This window comes from Paraglaciecola psychrophila 170 (genome assembly GCF_000347635.1).
Taxonomy (GTDB): Bacteria; Pseudomonadota; Gammaproteobacteria; order Enterobacterales; family Alteromonadaceae; genus Paraglaciecola; species Paraglaciecola psychrophila.
In genome coordinates, this window is sequence record NC_020514.1 from 4,136,405 (window position 1) to 4,155,996 (window position 19,592).

Sequence of the window (19,592 nt, forward strand, 5' to 3'; positions counted from 1 at the left end):
TTAAATACATCTCTATTGGCTTCGTAACTTAAAACTACCCCTAAGTTTTGCATATCCATTAGCAATGTTTGTTAACGGGTAAAACCAAGGAACCATACATGAATTGGTTATTAAAAATTGTGGTGTTGTCTTTAACACTTAGCATGTTCACATATGCCTCATACTCTTATGCGGCGGATAGCGTTAACCTACTGATAATGATAGAAGACGCTGATAAAGACTCAATTCCCCAAGATAGTCGCATCAATAGGCGTGTTAATGCCAGTATTAGTCAGCAGCTGAATCACATCGCTGATGTGTATGATGAAACAAGTATTACCTTAAACAGTTTTAAACAGGGCCGTGTACGTCGCTCAGATGCAGAGCTACTTGATATTGCGCGCTCTATCACTCGCCCTCCCATAGATATCGTTGTGATTTTTAGCATTTATGCATCAGTCAACACTAGCGAGTATGCAAAAAAAGCCCGGGCAAGAATTGAAGGGCGTATGTTAAATGCTAAATCTGGACAATTCTTAGATAACTTTGAAGTGCAAAGCCCTAAAAGCTGGGCAGTTCCCTACGCTTGTGACAAACAAACTTGTATGCTTGAAGAAATAGGTGATGAAGCGAAAGTCTTAGGTGACGAGTTAGGTTTGATATTAGCTGAAAAACTAAATTGGCTTTTAAATCCTGACAACACAGATGGCAACGCGCAATCCGCAGTAGCAATGTTCAACGATTACTACCTAGAATTTGATGGTTTTAGTGCACCAGATATGGCGAGTATTGAGGAATATTTACTGGTTTTTTCAGGTTATATTTCTCATCGACCCACACAGCAGCGCCATACCCGTACCACCTTGCTATATCGCTCCACTATTGGTACGGCAAAACTCAGTAGAAATATAATTAAACTATTAGAAGAGTTGAACATGCGAGCGACCCTTAATTTTGAAGGTAATGCTTTTAGCTTAAAACGTATTACTCTGCGGGGTAAAAACTCCACTCGTGATATTGCCGATGGCTGGTAATATGCTTACATTCAAAATCTGTTTTCCTTTATCTTTAATAACTGACAATAAAAAATAATTAACACGAGTAATCTTAAAGCAACTATGGCGCGCACTATTAAAAGTAAAACAAATAAGCTCAAAACAAAAAGACCATTAATAAGCTGTATTTTTGGCCTACTGTGCTTATTTGTGCAGCTAAGTGTTGCTGCAGAACGCTGGCAAATTGTGGTGTTGCCAGATACAAACTACAACACCCCAAACGCACTCCCTGCACTTGCAGACTATCATCGAACAATTTCCCAAGGTCTTACCATTGCGTTAAGCAACGCTGATTTTGATGTGCTGAATTTACATTATTTAGGCTTACCTAATTGTATGCTCGAAGACTGCTCGACGTTGACTGACCAAGCTATTCAACAGGCTGCAACACGTTCTGGTAAAGCAGTGAACCTCGCATTGTTATATCAACTCAATGCATTTAAACAACGCCAATCAGCAGCTCACAAATGGTATTTTAGTTTATCTGGACGTTTGTTAGATTTACAAAGTGGTGCTCAGCAGGACGCTTTCACAGTGGATAACTGGGTCAATAGTCCAACCAAAAACTGCATAGGTGATTGTTTGAGTATGTGGTTAAACCAAAACTTAGCGTTGCTCTCACAGGATTTAGGCGCGGTATTAAGCGAAAAGCTCGACGCGTTGCCAAGGCGTTTTCAGTATCAGTTAAACCTACATAATTTCAGTAGCACTGAAATACAACAAATTGATAGTTATTTAAAAAACATCGAAGGTTATGTGGCAGACCTATTATTGGCTGATTCACAAAGCAAAACCCCGATGCTAAACCAGAATGTAAACCATAGTTCAGGTCAGAGTTCAGGTCAGGGTTCAGGTCAAACTTCAGTTCAAAACGCTGACCAAAACACGGTCCAGGGTAAAAGCAATAGTTCTGACCAGAGCACAAACCAAAATACAAACCGCACCTACCAATATATATCTAAGCTGAACGCTTCTGACTTAGGTGTTAAGTTAGAACAACTAAACCAGCAATCTGTGCCACTTAAGTTTGAATACGATAATACTCAACGTCAGTTCGATATCATTCGCACCCAGCAAACTGACTCATGGGAAACCCTGAGCCAATTTATTACTGACCTATTTCCCAGTTCAGAGCAAAAGGTTTCAACGTTACCAACAACCGAAGAACCTTCACCGCTTTCGGATATGAGCCCGTCACAACAACTTGAAGTCGATACAAATAAAGAATCGTTGAGAGAGCTGCAAATGTGGCAACAAGTTCGCAGCATCAATACACCCGAGAGTTACCAGCAATACTTGACGATTTGGCCTCAGGGGCAACATTTTATACCGGCAAAAGCAGCCATAAAAGCGTTTAAGGATGACAGTAACAGCTGGCAGCAAGTATCGAATAAAAAAACCAGTCAAGCTTTTCAGCAATATCTAACCTCACATCCCACAGGCAATTATAGAGAACAGGCAAAACAGCAATTGGCCTTGTTACGAGAGCAACAACAGCGAAAACAAAGACAACAAGAAAACAAAACCTTAGCTGATGATTATTATTATCAACAACAAAACTATCCCGAAGCTTTATATTATTACCAACAAGCCGCAAAGCTCGGCGATGTGTCGTCTCAGTACCTGTTAGGTGAAATGTATCAAGATGCCAAAGGCACCGAGCAAAACATGCGCCAAGCAGCTGCTTGGTATACTCAAGCAGCCCAACAAGGTCACATTAAAGCCCAGGCAATTCTGGGTTTTATGTATTCAAAAGGGAACGGGGTCAATCAAGATTATTCTCAGGCAACCATCTGGTATCAAAAAGCAGCAGAGCAAGGGCACATGAATGCCCAGTACAATCTGGCTTATCTGTATTCACTCGGCCAAGGTGTGATAAAAGATTATCAACAAGCGGCTCATTGGTATCAAAAATCGGCTAATCAGGGCGATGCGGATGCACAAAACAGCTTAGGAAAACTCTACGAAAGAGGCTTAGGTGTAAATATCGATCTGGCTAAAGCGAAAAATCTTTATCAACAAGCTGCTGCTCAAGGCAACCAAATTGCCCAGCTTAATCTTTACATGTTAAAAAACTAATTTTTTCCCATTCCACACTATATCTAACCTTTGCCTTTAAAAAAAACCTCTAAGCTTTGCATAACCTTTTGTGGAGGTAACCATGCATCAACATATAAATCACGACACAAGTACACAAGCTATGACCGAAGTTGCCCTGGGGTTATGCATGGCTTTTTTTGTTTATTAATTTTGGCGCTATTTTCTATTGGTGGACCTGATCAAGTGCTACAAGAACAGCCACCGCTGAGTGATACTGAGCAACTGAAACTGGCAGCCCGCAGTGGCAAAACGGCTGAAAATCAAAAACAGCAATATGCCTTTTACTTCAATGGGCAATTTTACAACAAACAGCTTAAGCATTTACACATCGATAATTTTTCTAGTTTTGAGACGCAGCAGCCTCTAATCCTTGCGGTTCAAGATAACTTGCCCTTGAAACACATAATGGCGCTACGCAAACAAATAAATCACCCAAACCTTTCTATAACCATGCTTAATCAAAGCTGGCAAACGCAGTTGGAGAAAATACAATGAATTCCCTCACCATAGTCACAGTGTTAAGTGTACTGGCAATACTTTTACCCTCCACTGCTGCAGCAACGTATTACTATGACACCCAAGATATTCAACAGCGCGTTATTGCTGAGGCCAAGCATCAAAATATGCCTCCCTCTTTGGCATTAGCGATTGCCAAGGTTGAGTCTAACTTTGATCATCAGGCATTAAGCCACGCTGGTGCAAAAGGTGTGATGCAAATAATGCCGCGCACCGCAGAGCAAGTTTTTGGTGTATCTCGCAGTCGCTTATTTGAACCTGATGTAAATATACAGCTAGGGGTTAAATTCATAAAAAAATTGCTCAAACGATATGATGACCGCTTAGACATTGCGTTGTCCCACTATAATGGCGGTTCTGGTGTCAAAAATAGACATGGAGAGCTCAGTGTTATGCCCTCCACAAGAGACTATGTGGATAAAGTATTAGCTGCGCAACAAGATTTTTTACAGCATGACTTTTTACAAAATGACAATCGAACGCTGTTTGCCTCACGGGCAAATCAATCAGGTATTCAATATGTTGATGGAAATACGGCCAAATTTCAGGTCGACACAGAAGCGTTTGACACACAGACTCAAAATCCGCAAATTGAAACCCTACGAGCCCTGCGATTACACAACATTACCCGAAACTACCAGGGTAAAGTAGCGGTATCATTTAATGAAAAACCTGTGCATTTTGCAAAGCTGCCATCGGTGCAAGTCACTCTCAACACTAAAATAGCAAAGGTCAGGCTGTGGGAATCTATATATCCAGATTAGTGTTTATTTCTCCTATGAAAGTTTATGAAAGTCTTTGATTGAGTGCTGATTGTCCGTTAGATTGAAGCATCGAATAGGCGCGCAAAAAATCAAATCAGGCCGAATGACCAATATTATTAACTACGGTGTTAGCGACACATTAAAAGCGCTTTTTGCACAGCTAAAAGACACTCCAGGCCTTAATGGTCATAAATACCATGGCAAAGACGTAGCGCAAATAGCCCAAAATATTGTGTGCCGCAACTACGGCTCGGTATGTTATGAATTAAGCTTTCTTTGTTGGGCTGTAGTGAACCACCGACATTACTCGTCTTCTGCTCTACTCAGTTTTTTTTGGTTAGATGAAAATATCCAGCCCAAACGTTTTCGCCAAGCTTTTAGACAGCCTGTACAAACCACTTCAGGTAATATTTGTATGGGAGAGGATTATTTACAGCTGCAAATAGGCGACGTTGAATTTGCAATATCTCCTACCCGTGTGGGTGTATTAGCGGTGATGTTGGAATTGATTGCCAGTATTGAGCCAGCGCAGTTATCTAATATTGAAACGTTACTGTTAGATGCCGATACTAAAGCGATTAAACAGCTATCGTCTAATTTTCAGAAGCTGATTTATAGTTACTTAAAAGAACATATTCCTGAAGCCAGTACCCAAGAACGTTTTCGGGCCATCAGCGAATGGTTAAAACAACATAATCTAACCGCTCAAAAACTTACTGACCAAGATGTACTCGATTTTTGGCTCAACCCACCAGCACAACCCAGCTACATTAAATATTCCACAGTATTGGACGATTTACTTGATGCCATAACCGCCATTGAAGTGGTTGAAAACACCTTTAATGCGGAATATGCCTTAAGCCTTGGTAGCAACAGCGAGCAAGGTGAAGTGGATGCCGATTGGGTACAGACCACTGTGTTTGAACAAGCAGAAAACGTCTCTGATTTAGGTTGGTTGTGCCAATCACCGAAGTTTTTAACTTTGGCTCAGTATCAGCCAATGAACCCCTTATTAAGCCACGGTAAATTGGCGCGCCAATTACCTTTGTCTTTTTTGCGTTTAAGCATATTTGGTGGCTGGCAGTCGAAACTGGTGCAAGCTAAACGAAAGTCGACTCAGGTGTTATCAGATAAACTGCAACAATTTCCCAACCGCCACTACCAAGACTACCTAGCCGAACTCAATGACTCTGAGTCGCAATGTAAACAAGTACAACAAGTCATTGCACACTTATTTTACAGTCTAAATAACCCTTTATTTATCGGCATTATGCTCAAACAAATGCCAACAAATTTACAGCAAGCACTCAAAATATGGATGCGAGCACAAATAGCCGACCCAACAGAGTCTGAAGTAAACCTTTTTATCGATGTCCAACAATGGTTATACCAGCACCCTAAAGCACAACTTTGGTTAACTGAAGCGGCAAACCTATTTAAAAACAATAATAAAGATGGATTTAAAAAACTGCCCTTAGTTACACAGCTGGATATTTATCAGGATGGAAGTGAGGCACTCGACCATTGCCAAGAGTTAGTGGCGCGGTATTTGTTAGTCATAACAAAATTAAATCACGAAAATACCCAGCTAGCGGAAATTTATCGCTCTGACCTGTGCATATTTAGTAATAGATTTAAGCAAATTTATGGAGCACCCCATGCCTGATCATCACTACAATTTACAGGAGCAGTTGTTTAGCGTCAAAACACTATATCGCGAGTTATATGAGCAAGGGCAACCTAAAAGTGCCAAACCATTGGTATTTAATGACTTAGTACAACTAGCACTAGGCAATCCAAAGGTTGATGCCCAACAGGTTATGCAACACATCAATCAGTCGTTACCGTTGCGTCGTCAATATGTGCAGCTGTTACAAAAGTTAGCCTTTGCCACCAGCCCGGTGCAAGCTGCAGCCAGTTCGGCAACTGAAATAAGTAGCCGTAAATCCGCAGAATTTGAACTGTTATTTAAGCGCGACAAACAATTTTCGGATCAAGTGTACGTTGTACTAAAAATCCCACATTCCATAGAGAAACATCACAATCAAGGGGTGCGAGTGAATTGTTGCTCTGAGGATTTAATATCCTCAATCCATTTCCCACCTATTGTAGATGGTAAAACGCAGCTATTAATGGAAGAATCAGATCAGAAGTTTATACACATGTTTGATACTGAATTTGCAATATACCTATCATAAGCAAAACACACAGATTACATCGAGCTTGATGCTATTTCCGATATGTATGTTAGGAAAACAAGCAAGATGAAAACTCATATTTTTATCGCCACCACTCAAGGCTTAGTTGCGGTACAAAATATCACGCCTATTGATGACGAAGACATCAGCTCAGTGGTATCCGTTAATGGCACTTCAACCACAGCCAACATCAGCGGTAGCTATCACAACTTTGTAAAAAAAGGCGTGGGCATAATTCATCAAATGTTTGGTGCTTGCAGTTACCGAGTCGATATCAGCGCCCGCATCGATCAAGGTAATAGCTGGCAAGTCGCTATGTATTTAGCGCATTTGGCGCAATCAAAAGGCTTGCTTGGCAACGGTGATGTCACCCAGGGCGACACCGTGATTTGTGCCACTGGTGAGGTCAATACCAGCAACCTTCAAGTACTGGCTGTGAGTGAAGTTGCCCTTAAATTTAAACTAGCTCAAACACAACTAGAGCAGTGGAAGCAGCTGGGCGCAAAAGTGCACTTTTTAGTGCCCCAAGCCAATCAGTCTGAAGTAGAAAAAAACCACTACTGCCTGCTTATTAGTGATCTAGAACAAGCTGCGACGGTATTACCCGACATCACACAAAACCAGCCTTCACCTAGTGTAAAAAGCAAAAGGTTAGTAAGTGCAAACTCACGATATATAATAGCTTGTTTGCTGATTATGTTGATGATGACTATTTTTTTTGGACTATATAGCTTTACTTCAACCGAAAGCAGCAAACATCAATCAGTAGCTGAAAACTCAAATATATCTAAAGTAGCTTCGGTCCAAAAAACACACTTAGTGGCTGTGTATAAGCAAGATAAAACCTGCGCCCAAACATCTAGCCAGAACATAACGTTACGGAATCAAACGTTTGCTGATCTGGCACTCAAGCAACTCTGTGAATTGTATCTTCAAACACCGTTATCACAGCTGCAAATACTGTTAGTCGCCCAAGATGCTTATACTGTATTGCCACTGAAAAAAAAACTACTAGGCTGGCAAATCCCTCTTCCTAAAAACCGTTTGTCAAACCGCCGTTATTATTTGGTCTCACTGGCTAAAGCTCTTAACAAAGAAAAGATCGAACAGCTGAGGCTTTACAGAGAAACCATGCCTAGGCCAGATATGTTGACTGGAAAAGCCATGACAGATTGGTTAGACACTCAAGAAGTAGAGTTTACGATTTACTCGCATAAGTTGGTTATCGAATAGACCTTTGAGCATCCCAGAAGGTATTGCCCATAAGTATATTTTGTCATTATGCCCTAGCGGATAACGTAGCATTTGAGGTTGTAAGCTTATCGCCACCGGATGTAATTAATGCAAACTAGAGAAGCTAACGATATTAAGCGCCAACTCTTAATTGGCGCTATGAACGTGCAGCAAGTCCACTATCATCCTTACTGTCATGACTCCCTATCAAGTTACATTCAAGACAATATTTTATAACTGTGCGCTTGTTTAAGAATACGCTTTTATAATTCTATATGCTTTGTGGCTGTTCATGATGGCTCTTTCTAGAGAGGCAAATTAACGTGGATGCAGCTGTGCCAAACACTAGTTGCCATGTAAAGGCCAAATCAAATTGCCAAGCCTCAGGTAAATATAACGACTGCACATAGGGTTGCATTAACATTGGAACGGTAAATCCAACCAGCAGCGCGGTAATAATCGAGCCTGGGCTACCGCGCTTTGAAAATAGCGCAGTGAAATAAATACCTAATAGTCCACTGTAAGAAAACACCATCACACCGAGCGCAAACGCTAAAAGTGGGGTGTCGGTATATTGCTGCCAGTAATAACAAAGCAAGGCAACACTGCCCAGTGAAATAGCCACTATTCCCATACACCATCGGCCAACAGCGACCAGTTTTTCTTCTCTGACCGCCACACCTTTCTTAAACCAGCCACGATAGATATCTTGTACCGCTACTGACGACATTGAATTCAATCCAGAATTAAGGGTCGACAGGGCCGCAGCTACAATCCCAATGGTGACCACAGCTTTGATACCATTGGGCAAGCTGGTTAATACGTAATACATAAAGATAGTAACCGTTTGCCCTTCAAACTCAGGAATTGGTGCACCGTTCGTCGCTTGTGCCATGATGTCTGGACGTTGGTAATAAATGAAAAGTAACAAGCCAATGCAAATAAACACCAATACAACGGGGATACCTATCAAAATTGACGATACCAGTGCCTTAGTCGCACTTTTTGAATCTTTGCAGGTTAACATGCGCTGCGTGACATCTTGATCTAGGCCAAATGCCGCAATATTTAACAATACAAAACCGGTCAGTATTGACCAAATATTGAAAACACCTGCGCTACTAAAATCTAAAGTAAAGTCGATAAAGGTGAGTTTAGAGGCTTCTCCGCCACCCGGCGCTTGCAGCACATCAATCATTTCACCGGTACTTAGCGGAATAGATTGCATGAGGTGCCACAGTACTAACACTGCGGCGCTCACATACACTAAACATTGCACCACATCAGAATATATAACAGTTCGAATCCCCCCATATACAGTGTAAGCAAAACCGACAACCGTAATAATCGAAATAGCGATGGCGACAGAGCTTGGTGCAACATCACCAAATAAAATCATTGAAACTGCAATGGCTGCCATAAACAATCGGGCACCGCTTGCAAATAAACGACCAAACAAATAAACCATACCCGCTTGGTACTTAGCGTTGTCTCCAAAACGGCTACCTAACAGTTCGTATACGGTGAAGGCTTTGAGCGCATAAAATCGAGGCAGTAGAAACTTAGCCACAAATACAGCCGCAATCAGCCCTGCAATATTGGTAGTAAGATACGTTAAATCACCACGGTAACCTTGATCAGGTCCACCCAAAAAAGTGGCCGCCGATTGGGATGTCGCCAGCACAGAAATACTCACAGTCCAAATTGGCATGTTATTGCCACCTAAAAAATAATCATTGGTGTTTTTAGCGCGCCGATTAAATAAATAACCGGTGATAAGCAGTATGCCAAGATACAGCGCAAAAACGGCTACATCGAGTCCAGAATATTGGTCAATCATAATGGCGTACTACCCTTTAACAAAAGCTCTGACAACTCTTTTAACAAAGCCGTTTCATCAATATCTACTGGACTCGCAGCAGCTTTTGATGCCGCAAATTGAGCGCGTTCGAGTGCCTTGTCGGCCAAAGGCTGCAAAGCAGTTTCAAGGGAACGTAAATCATCTATTTTACCGCTACATTGCAGCACAACATCACAGCCGGCACTTAAAGCCTGCTCCGCCTTTTGTGCTGTTGCACCACTAAGCGCATGCATATCGATATCATCAGTCATAATAAGTCCGTCAAAACCAATGTGTTTTCTTAACACCTCTTGTATCACTTTTGAACTCAAGGTAGCAGGTAGTTCGGCATCGATAGCGGTATATAGAATATGTGCTGTCATCAACATGGATGCGTGTTTAAAGTGCTCAAAGGGTAGAAAATCCCATTTTGCAAGAGTGTCAATATCAGTAGCCACTATGGGTAAAGACTTATGACTGTCGGTGGTGCTTCTACCATGACCAGGACCATGTTTAATGACCGGCTCCACTCCGCTGCTTTGCAGGCCTGTAATCGTCGCTTGACCCAGTGCTATAACATTTTGAGGCGTGTCGCCTAGTGCCCTGTCTGTCACTACCGTTGAGGCAACAGGTTGTGGAATATCTAACATAGGTGCACAGTTAACATTCACACCAATACGCTTTAAGTCGGCACCAATTAACTGATAATTGATTTCACATGCGCGCATTGCTGCATCGGGCGAGTGCTTATAAAGTTTGGCAAACTCAGTAGGACTAGGTGGAATACGCCAGTGTGTTGCTGGCAAACGCGATACTCTGCCGCCTTCTTGATCAATTAAAATTAATGCAAATTCATTATCTGTAATACTTTTAAACTCATCAATCAATGCTGATACTTGCTTAGGCGTCGCAATGTTACGTACGAACAAAATCAGTCCTAGAGGGCGCATTTGTTTAAATAAGGCTTTTTCTGCAACGCTCAGCTTTGTGGATGCACAGCCGATGATGGCATTAGAAGGCGGACGGCTAAATGTGATGAGTTGATGCATATGCTTCCTTTATATTTTCTTATTTTTATTCTTGTTCTAGTTCTTATTTTATAACTTTTTTGATTATATCTTCATCGTAATACTAATCGGGAAAGCTTACTTTCCCGAGACTGACACTGGGCATATTTGTTTCTTGTGAGGATAATGTTTGAGTATTTGCGCACAAGGTCTCATTGGCCAATAGTGCAAACAAAACAGCTTCCTTTGCATCGGGATTTAACGAAAGCAGCTCAGTCGTACCTATTTTTGCTTGAGGTAATTGGTTACTCAGCCTTATTTGTATGCGCTTCATCAAAAGAGGGTTATGAATACCCCCTCCACTTACGTATATCATTAAATGTGGGAGAGTTTTGCCCAGCGTGATGATGCTGTCACTTATGCACTTCGCACTAAAGTCACAAAGTGTTGCCATCACATCTTCATTCGACAAATCTGTGGCCTCTGCCAGTTTTTGAGCTTCAAGCAAATAAGCTAAGTTAAAGACTTCAGGCCCAGTGGTTTTTGGAAAAGATTGCATAAAAAATATAGAACTCGCCAGTTGCATCAGCAAACCTTGATGCACGCTGCCTGCACTGGAAATTGTTGCGTCGGTGTCGTAATGCAAATCTGAGTAATGACTCTGCATAAACGCATCCATTATGGTATTTCCAGGGCCTATATCTGAGCTAAAAACCTCTGAGACACCTCCTTTGCTTGGCAAATAAGTTAAATTCGCAATACCACCGATGTTGAGCATAATGCGATTTTCATCCTGACTATGAAACATCAAATAATCCCCGTACATTACAAGGGGTGCCCCTTGCCCACCAGCGGCAATATGTTTTTGCCTAAAGTCGCTTAACGTAATGATATTAGTCAGCACGGCTATATGGTCGCCATCACCTATTTGTAAGGTGGCATTAGGAAAGTTGGCATATTGGTGTTGTTCTGATGGGCTGTGGTAAATAGTCTGACCATGGCTAGCAACCACATCAATATCTGTATTTTGATAACCAAAATCGTGTATTGCCTGATTCACTAATTTGGCGTGGTACCTTCCAATCCAAGCATTAAGAATACACACTTGTTCAATACTGCCGATAGGTTTAGCGAATATGGCTTTTACATGTTGTCGGTAATCCTCGCAGTAATCGATGGTTTTAAAATCGATTACGTCGCACTGAGTGTTGGTACCCGAACCGTTAATTTTACATAGCGCAATATCCAAGCCATCTAAAGATGTACCACTCATTAATCCAATGATCAATCGCGTATGTTGCTTAGAAATATAATGTAGCTTTTCAATATGTGGATGCATGGCCTCTCCTAAAACAAGACTTTATGGATTAAAAAGCCTTAAAACAGTAGATATCAGCAGACAATACCACTTAGAAATTGGTATTACTAATATTTTAATAAACCACCTTTAAAACTGACAAAAAACCATTTTTAGTCATTTTATAACCAATAACCTTTCGATAGGTATTGACATTTGTATTGACGATTGTATTTTAATACTCACAAATCAATACCAGTTAAATGAATAGTTGTAATAACACAACTATTAAAGATGAGAGCGTATATGAAGGCCTACACACTAAAACCTGTCGCCAAGAACATTCTGATTGCCCTTTCGACGTCTGTATTTTTAAGCTCCCAAGTCGTTGCACAACAAGCTGAAGTGATTGAAATCACCGGATCTCGCATACCCCGCTCAGAACTTACCGCGACCAGCCCAGTATTTACCATTAGCGATATTCAATTAGAAACCGATCAAGCGATTACTGTTGAAGACATCGTAAAGAAACTTCCACAGGCAGCAGCAGGCGCTAACAGCACAGGCGCAACCGTAGGTGACTCTCTAGGCTCTTCGACTATTGATTTAAGAGGTTTAGGCCAAAACCGTACCCTAGTCTTGGTTAATGGCTCTCGAGTAGTACCTTTTAGTTTTAGAAACGCCGTCGATGTAAACTCCATCCCTGCTGGTTTAATTAAACGAGTCGAAGTGCTAACAGGTGGTGCTGCAGCTGTTTATGGCGCGGATGCTGTGGCAGGTGTGGTTAACTTCATTCTAGATGATAAATATGAAGGTTTTGAGGCCAGCGCTGGGTATGAAATGCCCAACGGAGGCGGTGAAACATTTAATGTCGATGCCACTATGGGTGCTAACATTGACGACGGCAAAGGTAATATAACGGCCTACCTAGGCTACTCAAAACGCGAAAAATTATTGGCCGGCGAACGTGACTTTACTGCCAATGGGCCTAGTGTGGTTGCAGGTACAGGTGGCAACTTTACTGATGTTTCCAGCGGTCGCATGTTTGCATTTAGTGACTCAGGTACCTTAACCGATTCACCCCAGACACTGGATATCACGCCAGACCTTTATCTGATGCAACCACTAGAGCGTTTAACCGCCAACGTATTTTTTAATTACACGCCTTTTGATAATAGTGTTGCAGTATACGGCCGAGCTATGTTTACTCAAGTACGCGTGAATGGCGCAGGCTCTACAGGGCAATCACCTGTCGTGGTAAACGAGCAGATTACGATTGCATCAGACAACCCATTCCTTAGTAGTTCCATTCGAGATTTATTGACGTTTGACGCCAACGGAGCAGCTCAGGTTGCAGTACAAAAAAACCTCGGTTTTGGTTTACAAGAAACACGCACAGTGCGCGACACACTCCAATTTCAAGTTGGCTTTAAAGGTGACCTAACCGACTTTATTGGATGGGATGTTTACGGACAATATGGGCGTACCGACGGTACGGCAAAAGTATACAACAATGGCATATCAAGCAACTTTCAAAACATCGCCAATACCCGCAATATTTTTGGACCAACCGATTTGAGCGATTTAAGCACACCGCTTATTCACTCAAATCGTGAGCGAGTGCAGTCAGTTATCAACCTCAATATTTCCGGTGATTCTGGCGATGTATTTGAATTGCCAGCAGGCCCTATTGGTTTTTCTGTGGGTTACGAATATAGAGATGAATCGGGTGTGCAAACACCTGGTAGTGCACTTATCAATGGTTCAGCATACGGGCTAGGTGGCATCTCTGCCATTGATTCAGGTTTTGATACCAAAGAATGGTACGGTGAAGTGTTAGTTCCTGTTTTACGAGATTTACCGTTTATTAAAGAGTTGTCTATTGAAGGCGCTTATCGCTACTCAAATTATTCAAATATTGACTCTGCGAACACTGATAAACTGGGTTTAAGCTGGGCTGTCAACGAAGACTTACGACTACGTGCAACTCGTCAAACAGCTATCCGCGCACCTAACTTAGGTGAGTTTGCTGGGCCCGAAGTTGCATTATCACTTGCCTTATTCGACCCAAATAGCGCTTCATTTATTTCCCGTTTAGGCGGGCGTTTTGATGGTGACCCCTGTTTAGATGGTAGAGGTGATAGCGCACAATGTGAACGCTTAGGTGCAGCTGCACCAGGCACCACTTTTGATACATCACAAGCTATATATACCTTTGGCGGCAACGATATGATCCAACCTGAGAAGTCCACGACGACCAGTTTCGGTATCGTTTACACCCCAGATATCATTGAAGGCTTAGATATTACGGTCGATTATTACGACATAGAAATCACCGACGCAATCAGTCAAATTCAACCCATTGCCGCGCTAACCAGCTGCTACATTGATAATCCAGTAGCGGGTAATCCCTTGTGCGGAGCTGTGTTACGTGACCCGTCAACGGGGTTAATCAACCAAACCCTGGTTAACGATTTTAACTTAGCGGTGTTATCGCAGTCGGGCTTTGATGTAGGTGTTCGTTACGCACTAGGTGATATAAGCGAAAACATTCAAGACTTTCAAGTTAGTTATCAAGGTAATATTGTAGATGCTCAGGACCGACAAAATAATGCTACGGTTGAATCTCTAGACTGTAAAGGTACTTTTGGTACATCTTGCACAGGTGACTTTGCTAGTATTGTTCAAGCAGATTATCGACACAGAGCTTGGGTTGACTTTTCGGTAGACGCGGTAAACGTGCAAATTGGTTGGCGCATGATTGGCAGAGTAGATGCTGCACTGAATGACAGTGTTAGCATAGGTTCACTAAACTATATTGATTTGGCAGCCACCTACAAGTTTGCAGATACATACGAAGTGACTTTTGGCATCGATAATTTATTTGATAAACAACCGCCTATTCCTGAGTCAGGTGGCAATTTTTTCGGCACCGTAAGTGACTATGACGTCATAGGTCGCACTGTTGGTGTTACCTTCCGTTTTAGACCATAGATAGAATGAGGGCTTGCTAACATTGAGATGCAAGCCCTGTTTTAGTATTGAGGAATTGGCTATTAAAGATGTATTGTTAAACGAAATTGGAGCCGGTTGGGATAAATCCTCCCCGCTGTATCAACAACTTGCAAATGACTTACGTAAACTCATTTTAGATGGGCAAATAAGCAGCGGAGAATCCATTCCATCTGAGCGTGTACTCTGTGAAAAAACCAGTGCATCACGTGTCACCATTCGCAAAGCTATCGATCAACTCATCATAGAAGGATTATTATTTCGCAGGCAAGGCTCAGGTACTTTTATCAGCGAGCGCATTGAACATAAAGGAGAAGACCTGTCAGGTTTTACTGATGAAATGCGTACTTTAGGTGTTGATCCTAGCTCTATTTGGCTTATGAAAATGATTGCAGAAGCTACATCAGAAGAAGCGAGCACTCTAAAGTTATCAACCGGCACACAAGTGTGTCGCTTATCTCGGGTACGGCTGTCTAACAAAATGCCAATGGGTATCGAAAACACGATTATACCCGCCCAATTTTTACCTGATTTAGAGACCTTAACTGACTCACTTTATCATGCTCTGCAAGCCAACAATCGCTCGCCTAGTCATGGTGAACAAAAGGTAACAGCATCTATTGCCTCACCAACTGAAGCGGGGTTGCTTTCGATTCAAGAAGGCGGACCTGTTCTACGAATTGAGCGTTACACTTTTTTACCCGACAATACCCCCCTTGAATATACTCGGAGTGTATATCGTGGAGACAAGTATGTGTTCACTTCAAAGCTTCAACCCTTTAACCAAGGGTGGTAAGTTCTAGCGACCTGGTATGGGCTCTGTTTTTGTTCAAATATTAACTTAAGCTTTGATTGGTATATTTCATTACAAGAAAATAATTAGTAGCAGTAAAAACTTCTTACCTTTTGAAATAAAAGTTAAACATGTCAAAAATATACTAAGGGGTAGCAACCAAATTGAGAGGTAAAGATGGCAATGACCGCCACAGCTGTTTACTTCAATGAAATCTGTTTTCACCACTAAATTATCACTCTGGTTCACAGGTTAAATGGTAAGAATGAGCATATTATTGACTTTTGACTCTATTATAAAAGAGGCAACTAACAACCTAAAATGTTGCACTGCTTTGTCAGTAGCCTTCGGCGCAGGGTTGCGGATGAGTGAAGTAGTGGCGTTGAAGGTCTCGGATATCGACAGTAAACGTATACTGTTATGTATCAGGCAAAGTAAAGGCGAAAAAGACCGGCTGGCGATGTTATCACCCGTCTTGTTAGGATAAAACGAGATTGGTGGCATTTCGCTCATGCTCAACATTTGATGCTAAATGGAGGGTGGTTGTTCCCGGGTCAGCAATCCTCTATTAACACGCCAGTTAGGTCGCGCCTGTCAGGCGACGACCAAAGATGTTGAGATTGAAAAACGAGTGTCTATGCACACTTTACGGCGCAGTTTTGCGATGTACTTGCTGGAAGCTAAAATCGATATTCGGGTCATACAAACCTTACTGGAACACATTAAGTTGGAAACCACGGCATTGTATGCACAAATGGCAACCAATGATTGCATGAGATCATCAGTCCGCTTGATGCCCTGAAGCTTACACATTGAGTCACATGTCATGACTATCACCTCACCTGAGGTGGCAGTTTATGGACCGCAACAAGACAACAAGGATATCTTCTCATTTTGATGTTGAGCACTATTGTTAGTTAATGCAACTTCAAATGTTCTATTAACTCGGCCATTCTGCGTTGTTAAAACCGCAGAATATTTGCTTTTTTCAACCAAAGAGTTGCTATGCCAACAGAGTCGATTTCAATGCGAAAACTGGGATTCAACCCAGAACCGCTATTTTGTTGCCATTTTTGTAAACTACGCTTTTGCATCAGTAACTATGGTTACTTGGTTGCTACTTTTGTTGTTTTTATACTTTCATTTGCTCTAATCCTCATATCATCAGAAAGGGTGATGGCCTCTCGAGCGTCGGTATCAAAAAGTACTGAGATACTGTTTAGCGTAGCCACTATCTTGTTACTTCCGGTTTCACGCATTTCATAAGAAACAGTGATTGACTTACCACCGACTCTTATAAGAATTCCGGTGACATCGAGAAGTTGGCCGCTTCTTACTTCTAATAAATATTCAATGGTGTGCTTTACGTCAGCCCATCCAATATTATTGTTTTGACTATCTGTACCCGACCATCCAAACACTCGATTCAGAAAGTGGTAGCTGGCATCATCGAACATGGCCATATAATGACGGGTAGTCATGTGACCCATCGAGTCACAGAGCCAAGGGTGGCAAACGCCTTTATAATCTGCAGCCATAGTTGTTAACCTCCTTAATTATAAAGTACGAGCGAGCTCAACCAGAGTATTGTGCTTTTTAAGACCTAAACTCTCTCTGGCTTGCGCGGGTGTCTGAATGCTGGCACCCATCAATTCAACAATCTTTCGGGCGCGCTCAACCAGCTGAACATTGGTGGCCAAAACACCTTTTTCAAGATAAATATTGTCTTCTAATCCTACCCTAATATTGCCTCCTAATAGGGCGGCTTGCGCAGCCATCGGCATTTCATTTGGGCCCAAGCCGAATGCAGCCCAATTTGCTCCTGAAGGCAAATTATCAACCATGGCTTTCATATTGGCAGTATTGCCTTCGGCCCCCCATTTCACTCCCATGCACAGCTGGAAAAGTGGTGGTGCGTCAAGTATGCCTTCAGCTATCATCTGTTTGGCAAACCAAATATGCCCAAGGTCGAATACTTCAAGCTCTGGTTTTACACCCAGCTTTTGCAATCGTTTAGCACCAGTACGAAGCATGTCGGTTGTTGAAACGTATACATAATTATTTACATCATAATTAAATGAACCGCAGTCAAGGGAACATATTTCAGGCAAAAGCAACTCTACATGTTCTTGACGTTTTACTTGCCCGACCAAATCAGTATGCTGACTAAGTTCTGTCGGATTGTCGTCAGGCCCTAAAAATAAATCCCCTCCCATTCCAGTTGTGAGGTTAATGATAACGTCTGTAGACTCCTGTCTTATCCTGTCTACAACTTCTTTGTAAAGACGAATGTCGCGAGAGGCAGCACCGGTTTTTGGGTCACGGACGTGTATGTGAGCAATAGCTGCGCCGGCTTTGGCTACAGCAATCGCTTCGTCTGCAAGTTGTTTCGGAGTAATGGGAAGATGAGGAGTTTTGTTTTCAGTCGGACCTGAGCCTGAAATTGCAGCAGAAATAATTATATTACGATTCATTTAACGTTAAGCTGAGCTGGATAAATTCGGCGAAAATGATGAGATTTCGACAATAATAATGAAGATATCAACAACTCTAGCGTTTTCCTCCAAGTAAAATTTAATCCATAGCTTAACTAATTATTGTCATTATTTCAATTTTGAAGCACTTACTGCAATTATATGTATATGTTAAAAAATAGCCATTACAGATGGTCTTTGCAATCAAGCGACACTTACAATATTTTGCCTATAATTCACAAAGGGACCATTTCAGGCGATGTCGGCGGGCTTTTAGGCGGTCAATATGGATATATTGATGACAACAATAAATATTAAAACGTTTGTTCACTTGTTGCTCTTCCTCGTAAAATGCTGAGCTCAGGATCTGCTTTTATTTGCTTAATTAACCAAGTTTCGAATAGTTGAATTTTTTTCTGTTCGAATTTCTCCTGACGATAAACAAAATACCAATAACTGTGGTGTTTAACACGCATTTCAGGAAAAGGTTCAATCAACAAGCCTGAGGATAACTCCTTGTCGACATAAGGTTGCATACCGAGTGCTACGCCCATGCCTTGTAAAGCGGTAGAAATTGAATGATCGTAGCTATCGAATTGCAGTCCTGATTCTGGATCAACAGAATTACAACCCATTTCATCTAGCCAAATATACCAATCTCTATGGGAAGGATAAACCTGCAGTATAGTAAAATCGCTGAGTTGCTCTGGGCGCTCCAGTTGCTCTTTTGCGGTAAGTAAATTAGGACTACACACAGGAAATACATCGCTAGTAAATAAATATGAGTAATGCAGGCCATTGGAAGCGCGATTACCAATCTTGACACAGGCATCAACGTCACTTTTATTAAAATCAACATCAAACTGTGAGGTGTGTAGTCTAACACTGATATTGGGATACTTGCTTTGAAAGTCGGGTAGTCTTGGTATCAACCAGCGAATAGCCAATGTTGAATATAATTGAATCGTTAATACATCTGATCGTGTGGGTGTTAAAATCAGATCGGTACCTTCAGCAATTTTATCAAAGGCATCACGAAGGATGGGGTAATACTGTTTACCAATTTTAGTGAGTACCACTGAGCGTGTTTTGCGGATAAACAATTCAACATTAAGTACATGTTCTAGTTGCTTTATTTGATGACTGATCGCCGAGACTGATACAAAAAGTTCATCGGCTGCATTTTTAAAAGAACCATGTCTAGCTGCCGCTTCAAAACTTTTTAAAGAATTCAAAGGTGGGATTTTTTTGCGCAAATTAATACCCTTTCAATCTTCTAATTCCAATTATAGTTGAATTAAACTCTACCATGGACAAATGAAAT

General features: G+C 41.7%; 16 protein-coding genes and 1 pseudogene. 11 read left to right on the plus strand and 6 right to left on the minus strand.

The features are described from left to right. Positions 1-98 precede the first annotated feature (98 nt). The 8 genes from C427_RS18110 to C427_RS28255 all read left to right on the plus strand — a co-directional run bounded on the left by C427_RS18110 (position 99) and on the right by C427_RS28255 (position 8,082). Positions 99-1,013, plus strand: coding sequence for a hypothetical protein (locus C427_RS18110; protein ID WP_007639361.1), 915 nt, complete (start codon positions 99-101; stop codon positions 1,011-1,013). Between the two features lie 171 nt (positions 1,014-1,184). After that, complete coding sequence (locus C427_RS18115; protein ID WP_226991181.1) at positions 1,185-3,113, plus strand: tetratricopeptide repeat protein; 1,929 nt, start codon at positions 1,185-1,187, stop codon at positions 3,111-3,113. A gap of 144 nt (positions 3,114-3,257) precedes the next feature. Next, positions 3,258-3,629: a hypothetical protein gene (locus tag C427_RS18120; RefSeq protein ID WP_015431170.1), complete on the plus strand. Its 372-nt coding sequence runs from the start codon at positions 3,258-3,260 to the stop codon at positions 3,627-3,629. Next, positions 3,626-4,414, plus strand: a complete 789-nt coding sequence (locus tag C427_RS18125; protein WP_007639356.1) for a lytic transglycosylase domain-containing protein — start codon at positions 3,626-3,628, stop codon at positions 4,412-4,414. The genes C427_RS18120 and C427_RS18125 overlap by 4 nt, the downstream gene beginning before the upstream one ends. A gap of 49 nt (positions 4,415-4,463) precedes the next feature. Beyond that, entirely contained in the window at positions 4,464-6,080 is a 1,617-nt protein-coding gene (locus tag C427_RS18130; protein WP_226991180.1) for a hypothetical protein, read from the plus strand. After that, entirely contained in the window at positions 6,073-6,612 is a 540-nt protein-coding gene (locus C427_RS18135; RefSeq protein WP_007639352.1) for a hypothetical protein, read from the plus strand. The genes C427_RS18130 and C427_RS18135 overlap by 8 nt, the downstream gene beginning before the upstream one ends. 66 nt (positions 6,613-6,678) lie before the next feature. Then, the gene (locus tag C427_RS18140) at positions 6,679-7,845 is read left to right on the plus strand and encodes a hypothetical protein (RefSeq protein ID WP_007639347.1); all 1,167 of its coding nucleotides are present in this window, start codon (positions 6,679-6,681) and stop codon (positions 7,843-7,845) included. 108 nt (positions 7,846-7,953) lie between these two features. Beyond that, on the plus strand, positions 7,954-8,082 hold the full coding sequence (locus C427_RS28255; protein WP_007639346.1) for a hypothetical protein: 129 nt from the start codon (positions 7,954-7,956) through the stop codon (positions 8,080-8,082). A 34-nt stretch (positions 8,083-8,116) separates the two neighbouring features. On the opposite strand, the gene C427_RS18145 is transcribed toward C427_RS28255, so the two are convergent. From C427_RS18145 to C427_RS18155, 3 genes are all read right to left on the minus strand, one after another. Next, positions 8,117-9,685: a sodium:solute symporter gene (locus C427_RS18145; protein WP_007639337.1), complete on the minus strand. Its 1,569-nt coding sequence runs from the start codon at positions 9,683-9,685 to the stop codon at positions 8,117-8,119. Beyond that, positions 9,682-10,734, minus strand: coding sequence for a beta-N-acetylhexosaminidase (gene nagZ, locus C427_RS18150; RefSeq protein WP_007639336.1), 1,053 nt, complete (start codon positions 10,732-10,734; stop codon positions 9,682-9,684). The genes C427_RS18145 and nagZ overlap by 4 nt, the downstream gene beginning before the upstream one ends. Positions 10,735-10,816: 82 nt before the next feature. Beyond that, the gene (locus C427_RS18155; RefSeq protein ID WP_007639334.1) at positions 10,817-12,031 is read right to left on the minus strand and encodes an anhydro-N-acetylmuramic acid kinase; all 1,215 of its coding nucleotides are present in this window, start codon (positions 12,029-12,031) and stop codon (positions 10,817-10,819) included. A gap of 264 nt (positions 12,032-12,295) precedes the next feature. Here C427_RS18155 and C427_RS18160 point away from each other — a divergent pair, with 264 nt between their 5' ends. The 3 genes and pseudogenes from C427_RS18160 to C427_RS27780 all read left to right on the plus strand — a co-directional run bounded on the left by C427_RS18160 (position 12,296) and on the right by C427_RS27780 (position 16,596). After that, entirely contained in the window at positions 12,296-14,983 is a 2,688-nt protein-coding gene (locus C427_RS18160) for a TonB-dependent receptor domain-containing protein (RefSeq protein ID WP_007639330.1), read from the plus strand. A 55-nt stretch (positions 14,984-15,038) separates the two neighbouring features. Further along, the gene (locus C427_RS18165; RefSeq protein WP_007639328.1) at positions 15,039-15,797 is read left to right on the plus strand and encodes a GntR family transcriptional regulator; all 759 of its coding nucleotides are present in this window, start codon (positions 15,039-15,041) and stop codon (positions 15,795-15,797) included. 361 nt (positions 15,798-16,158) lie between these two features. Next, positions 16,159-16,596: pseudogene (locus C427_RS27780) on the plus strand (tyrosine-type recombinase/integrase). Positions 16,597-16,900: 304 nt separating this feature from the next. Here the strand turns inward: C427_RS27780 and C427_RS18180 are convergent. The 3 genes from C427_RS18180 to gcvA all read right to left on the minus strand — a co-directional run bounded on the left by C427_RS18180 (position 16,901) and on the right by gcvA (position 19,524). Beyond that, a complete protein-coding gene (locus C427_RS18180; protein ID WP_007639313.1) occupies positions 16,901-17,332 on the minus strand; it encodes an acyl-CoA thioesterase in 432 nt (143 codons plus the stop codon). A gap of 18 nt (positions 17,333-17,350) precedes the next feature. Further along, the gene (locus tag C427_RS18185; RefSeq protein WP_007639311.1) at positions 17,351-18,268 is read right to left on the minus strand and encodes a beta-keto acid cleavage family enzyme; all 918 of its coding nucleotides are present in this window, start codon (positions 18,266-18,268) and stop codon (positions 17,351-17,353) included. 314 nt (positions 18,269-18,582) lie between these two features. Beyond that, a complete protein-coding gene (gene gcvA / locus C427_RS18190; RefSeq protein ID WP_007639309.1) occupies positions 18,583-19,524 on the minus strand; it encodes a transcriptional regulator GcvA in 942 nt (313 codons plus the stop codon). Between the last annotated feature and the right edge of the window lie 68 nt (positions 19,525-19,592).

Bases quoted from the DNA above. Each gene is read 5' to 3' on its own strand.
- nagZ (WP_007639336.1), bottom strand. From the start codon at position 10,734: ATGCATCAACTCATCACATTTAGCCGTCCGCCTTCTAATGCCATCATC.
- C427_RS28255 (WP_007639346.1), top strand. From the start codon at position 7,954: ATGCAAACTAGAGAAGCTAACGATATTAAGCGCCAACTCTTAATTGGC.
- C427_RS18135 (WP_007639352.1), top strand. From the start codon at position 6,073: ATGCCTGATCATCACTACAATTTACAGGAGCAGTTGTTTAGCGTCAAA.
- C427_RS18140 (WP_007639347.1), top strand. From the start codon at position 6,679: ATGAAAACTCATATTTTTATCGCCACCACTCAAGGCTTAGTTGCGGTA.
- C427_RS18155 (WP_007639334.1), bottom strand. From the start codon at position 12,031: ATGCATCCACATATTGAAAAGCTACATTATATTTCTAAGCAACATACG.
- C427_RS18110 (WP_007639361.1), top strand. From the start codon at position 99: ATGAATTGGTTATTAAAAATTGTGGTGTTGTCTTTAACACTTAGCATG.
- C427_RS18145 (WP_007639337.1), bottom strand. From the start codon at position 9,685: ATGATTGACCAATATTCTGGACTCGATGTAGCCGTTTTTGCGCTGTAT.
- C427_RS18120 (WP_015431170.1), top strand. From the start codon at position 3,258: ATGCATGGCTTTTTTTGTTTATTAATTTTGGCGCTATTTTCTATTGGT.
- C427_RS18185 (WP_007639311.1), bottom strand. From the start codon at position 18,268: ATGAATCGTAATATAATTATTTCTGCTGCAATTTCAGGCTCAGGTCCG.
- C427_RS18160 (WP_007639330.1), top strand. From the start codon at position 12,296: ATGAAGGCCTACACACTAAAACCTGTCGCCAAGAACATTCTGATTGCC.
- C427_RS18180 (WP_007639313.1), bottom strand. From the start codon at position 17,332: ATGGCTGCAGATTATAAAGGCGTTTGCCACCCTTGGCTCTGTGACTCG.
- C427_RS18125 (WP_007639356.1), top strand. From the start codon at position 3,626: ATGAATTCCCTCACCATAGTCACAGTGTTAAGTGTACTGGCAATACTT.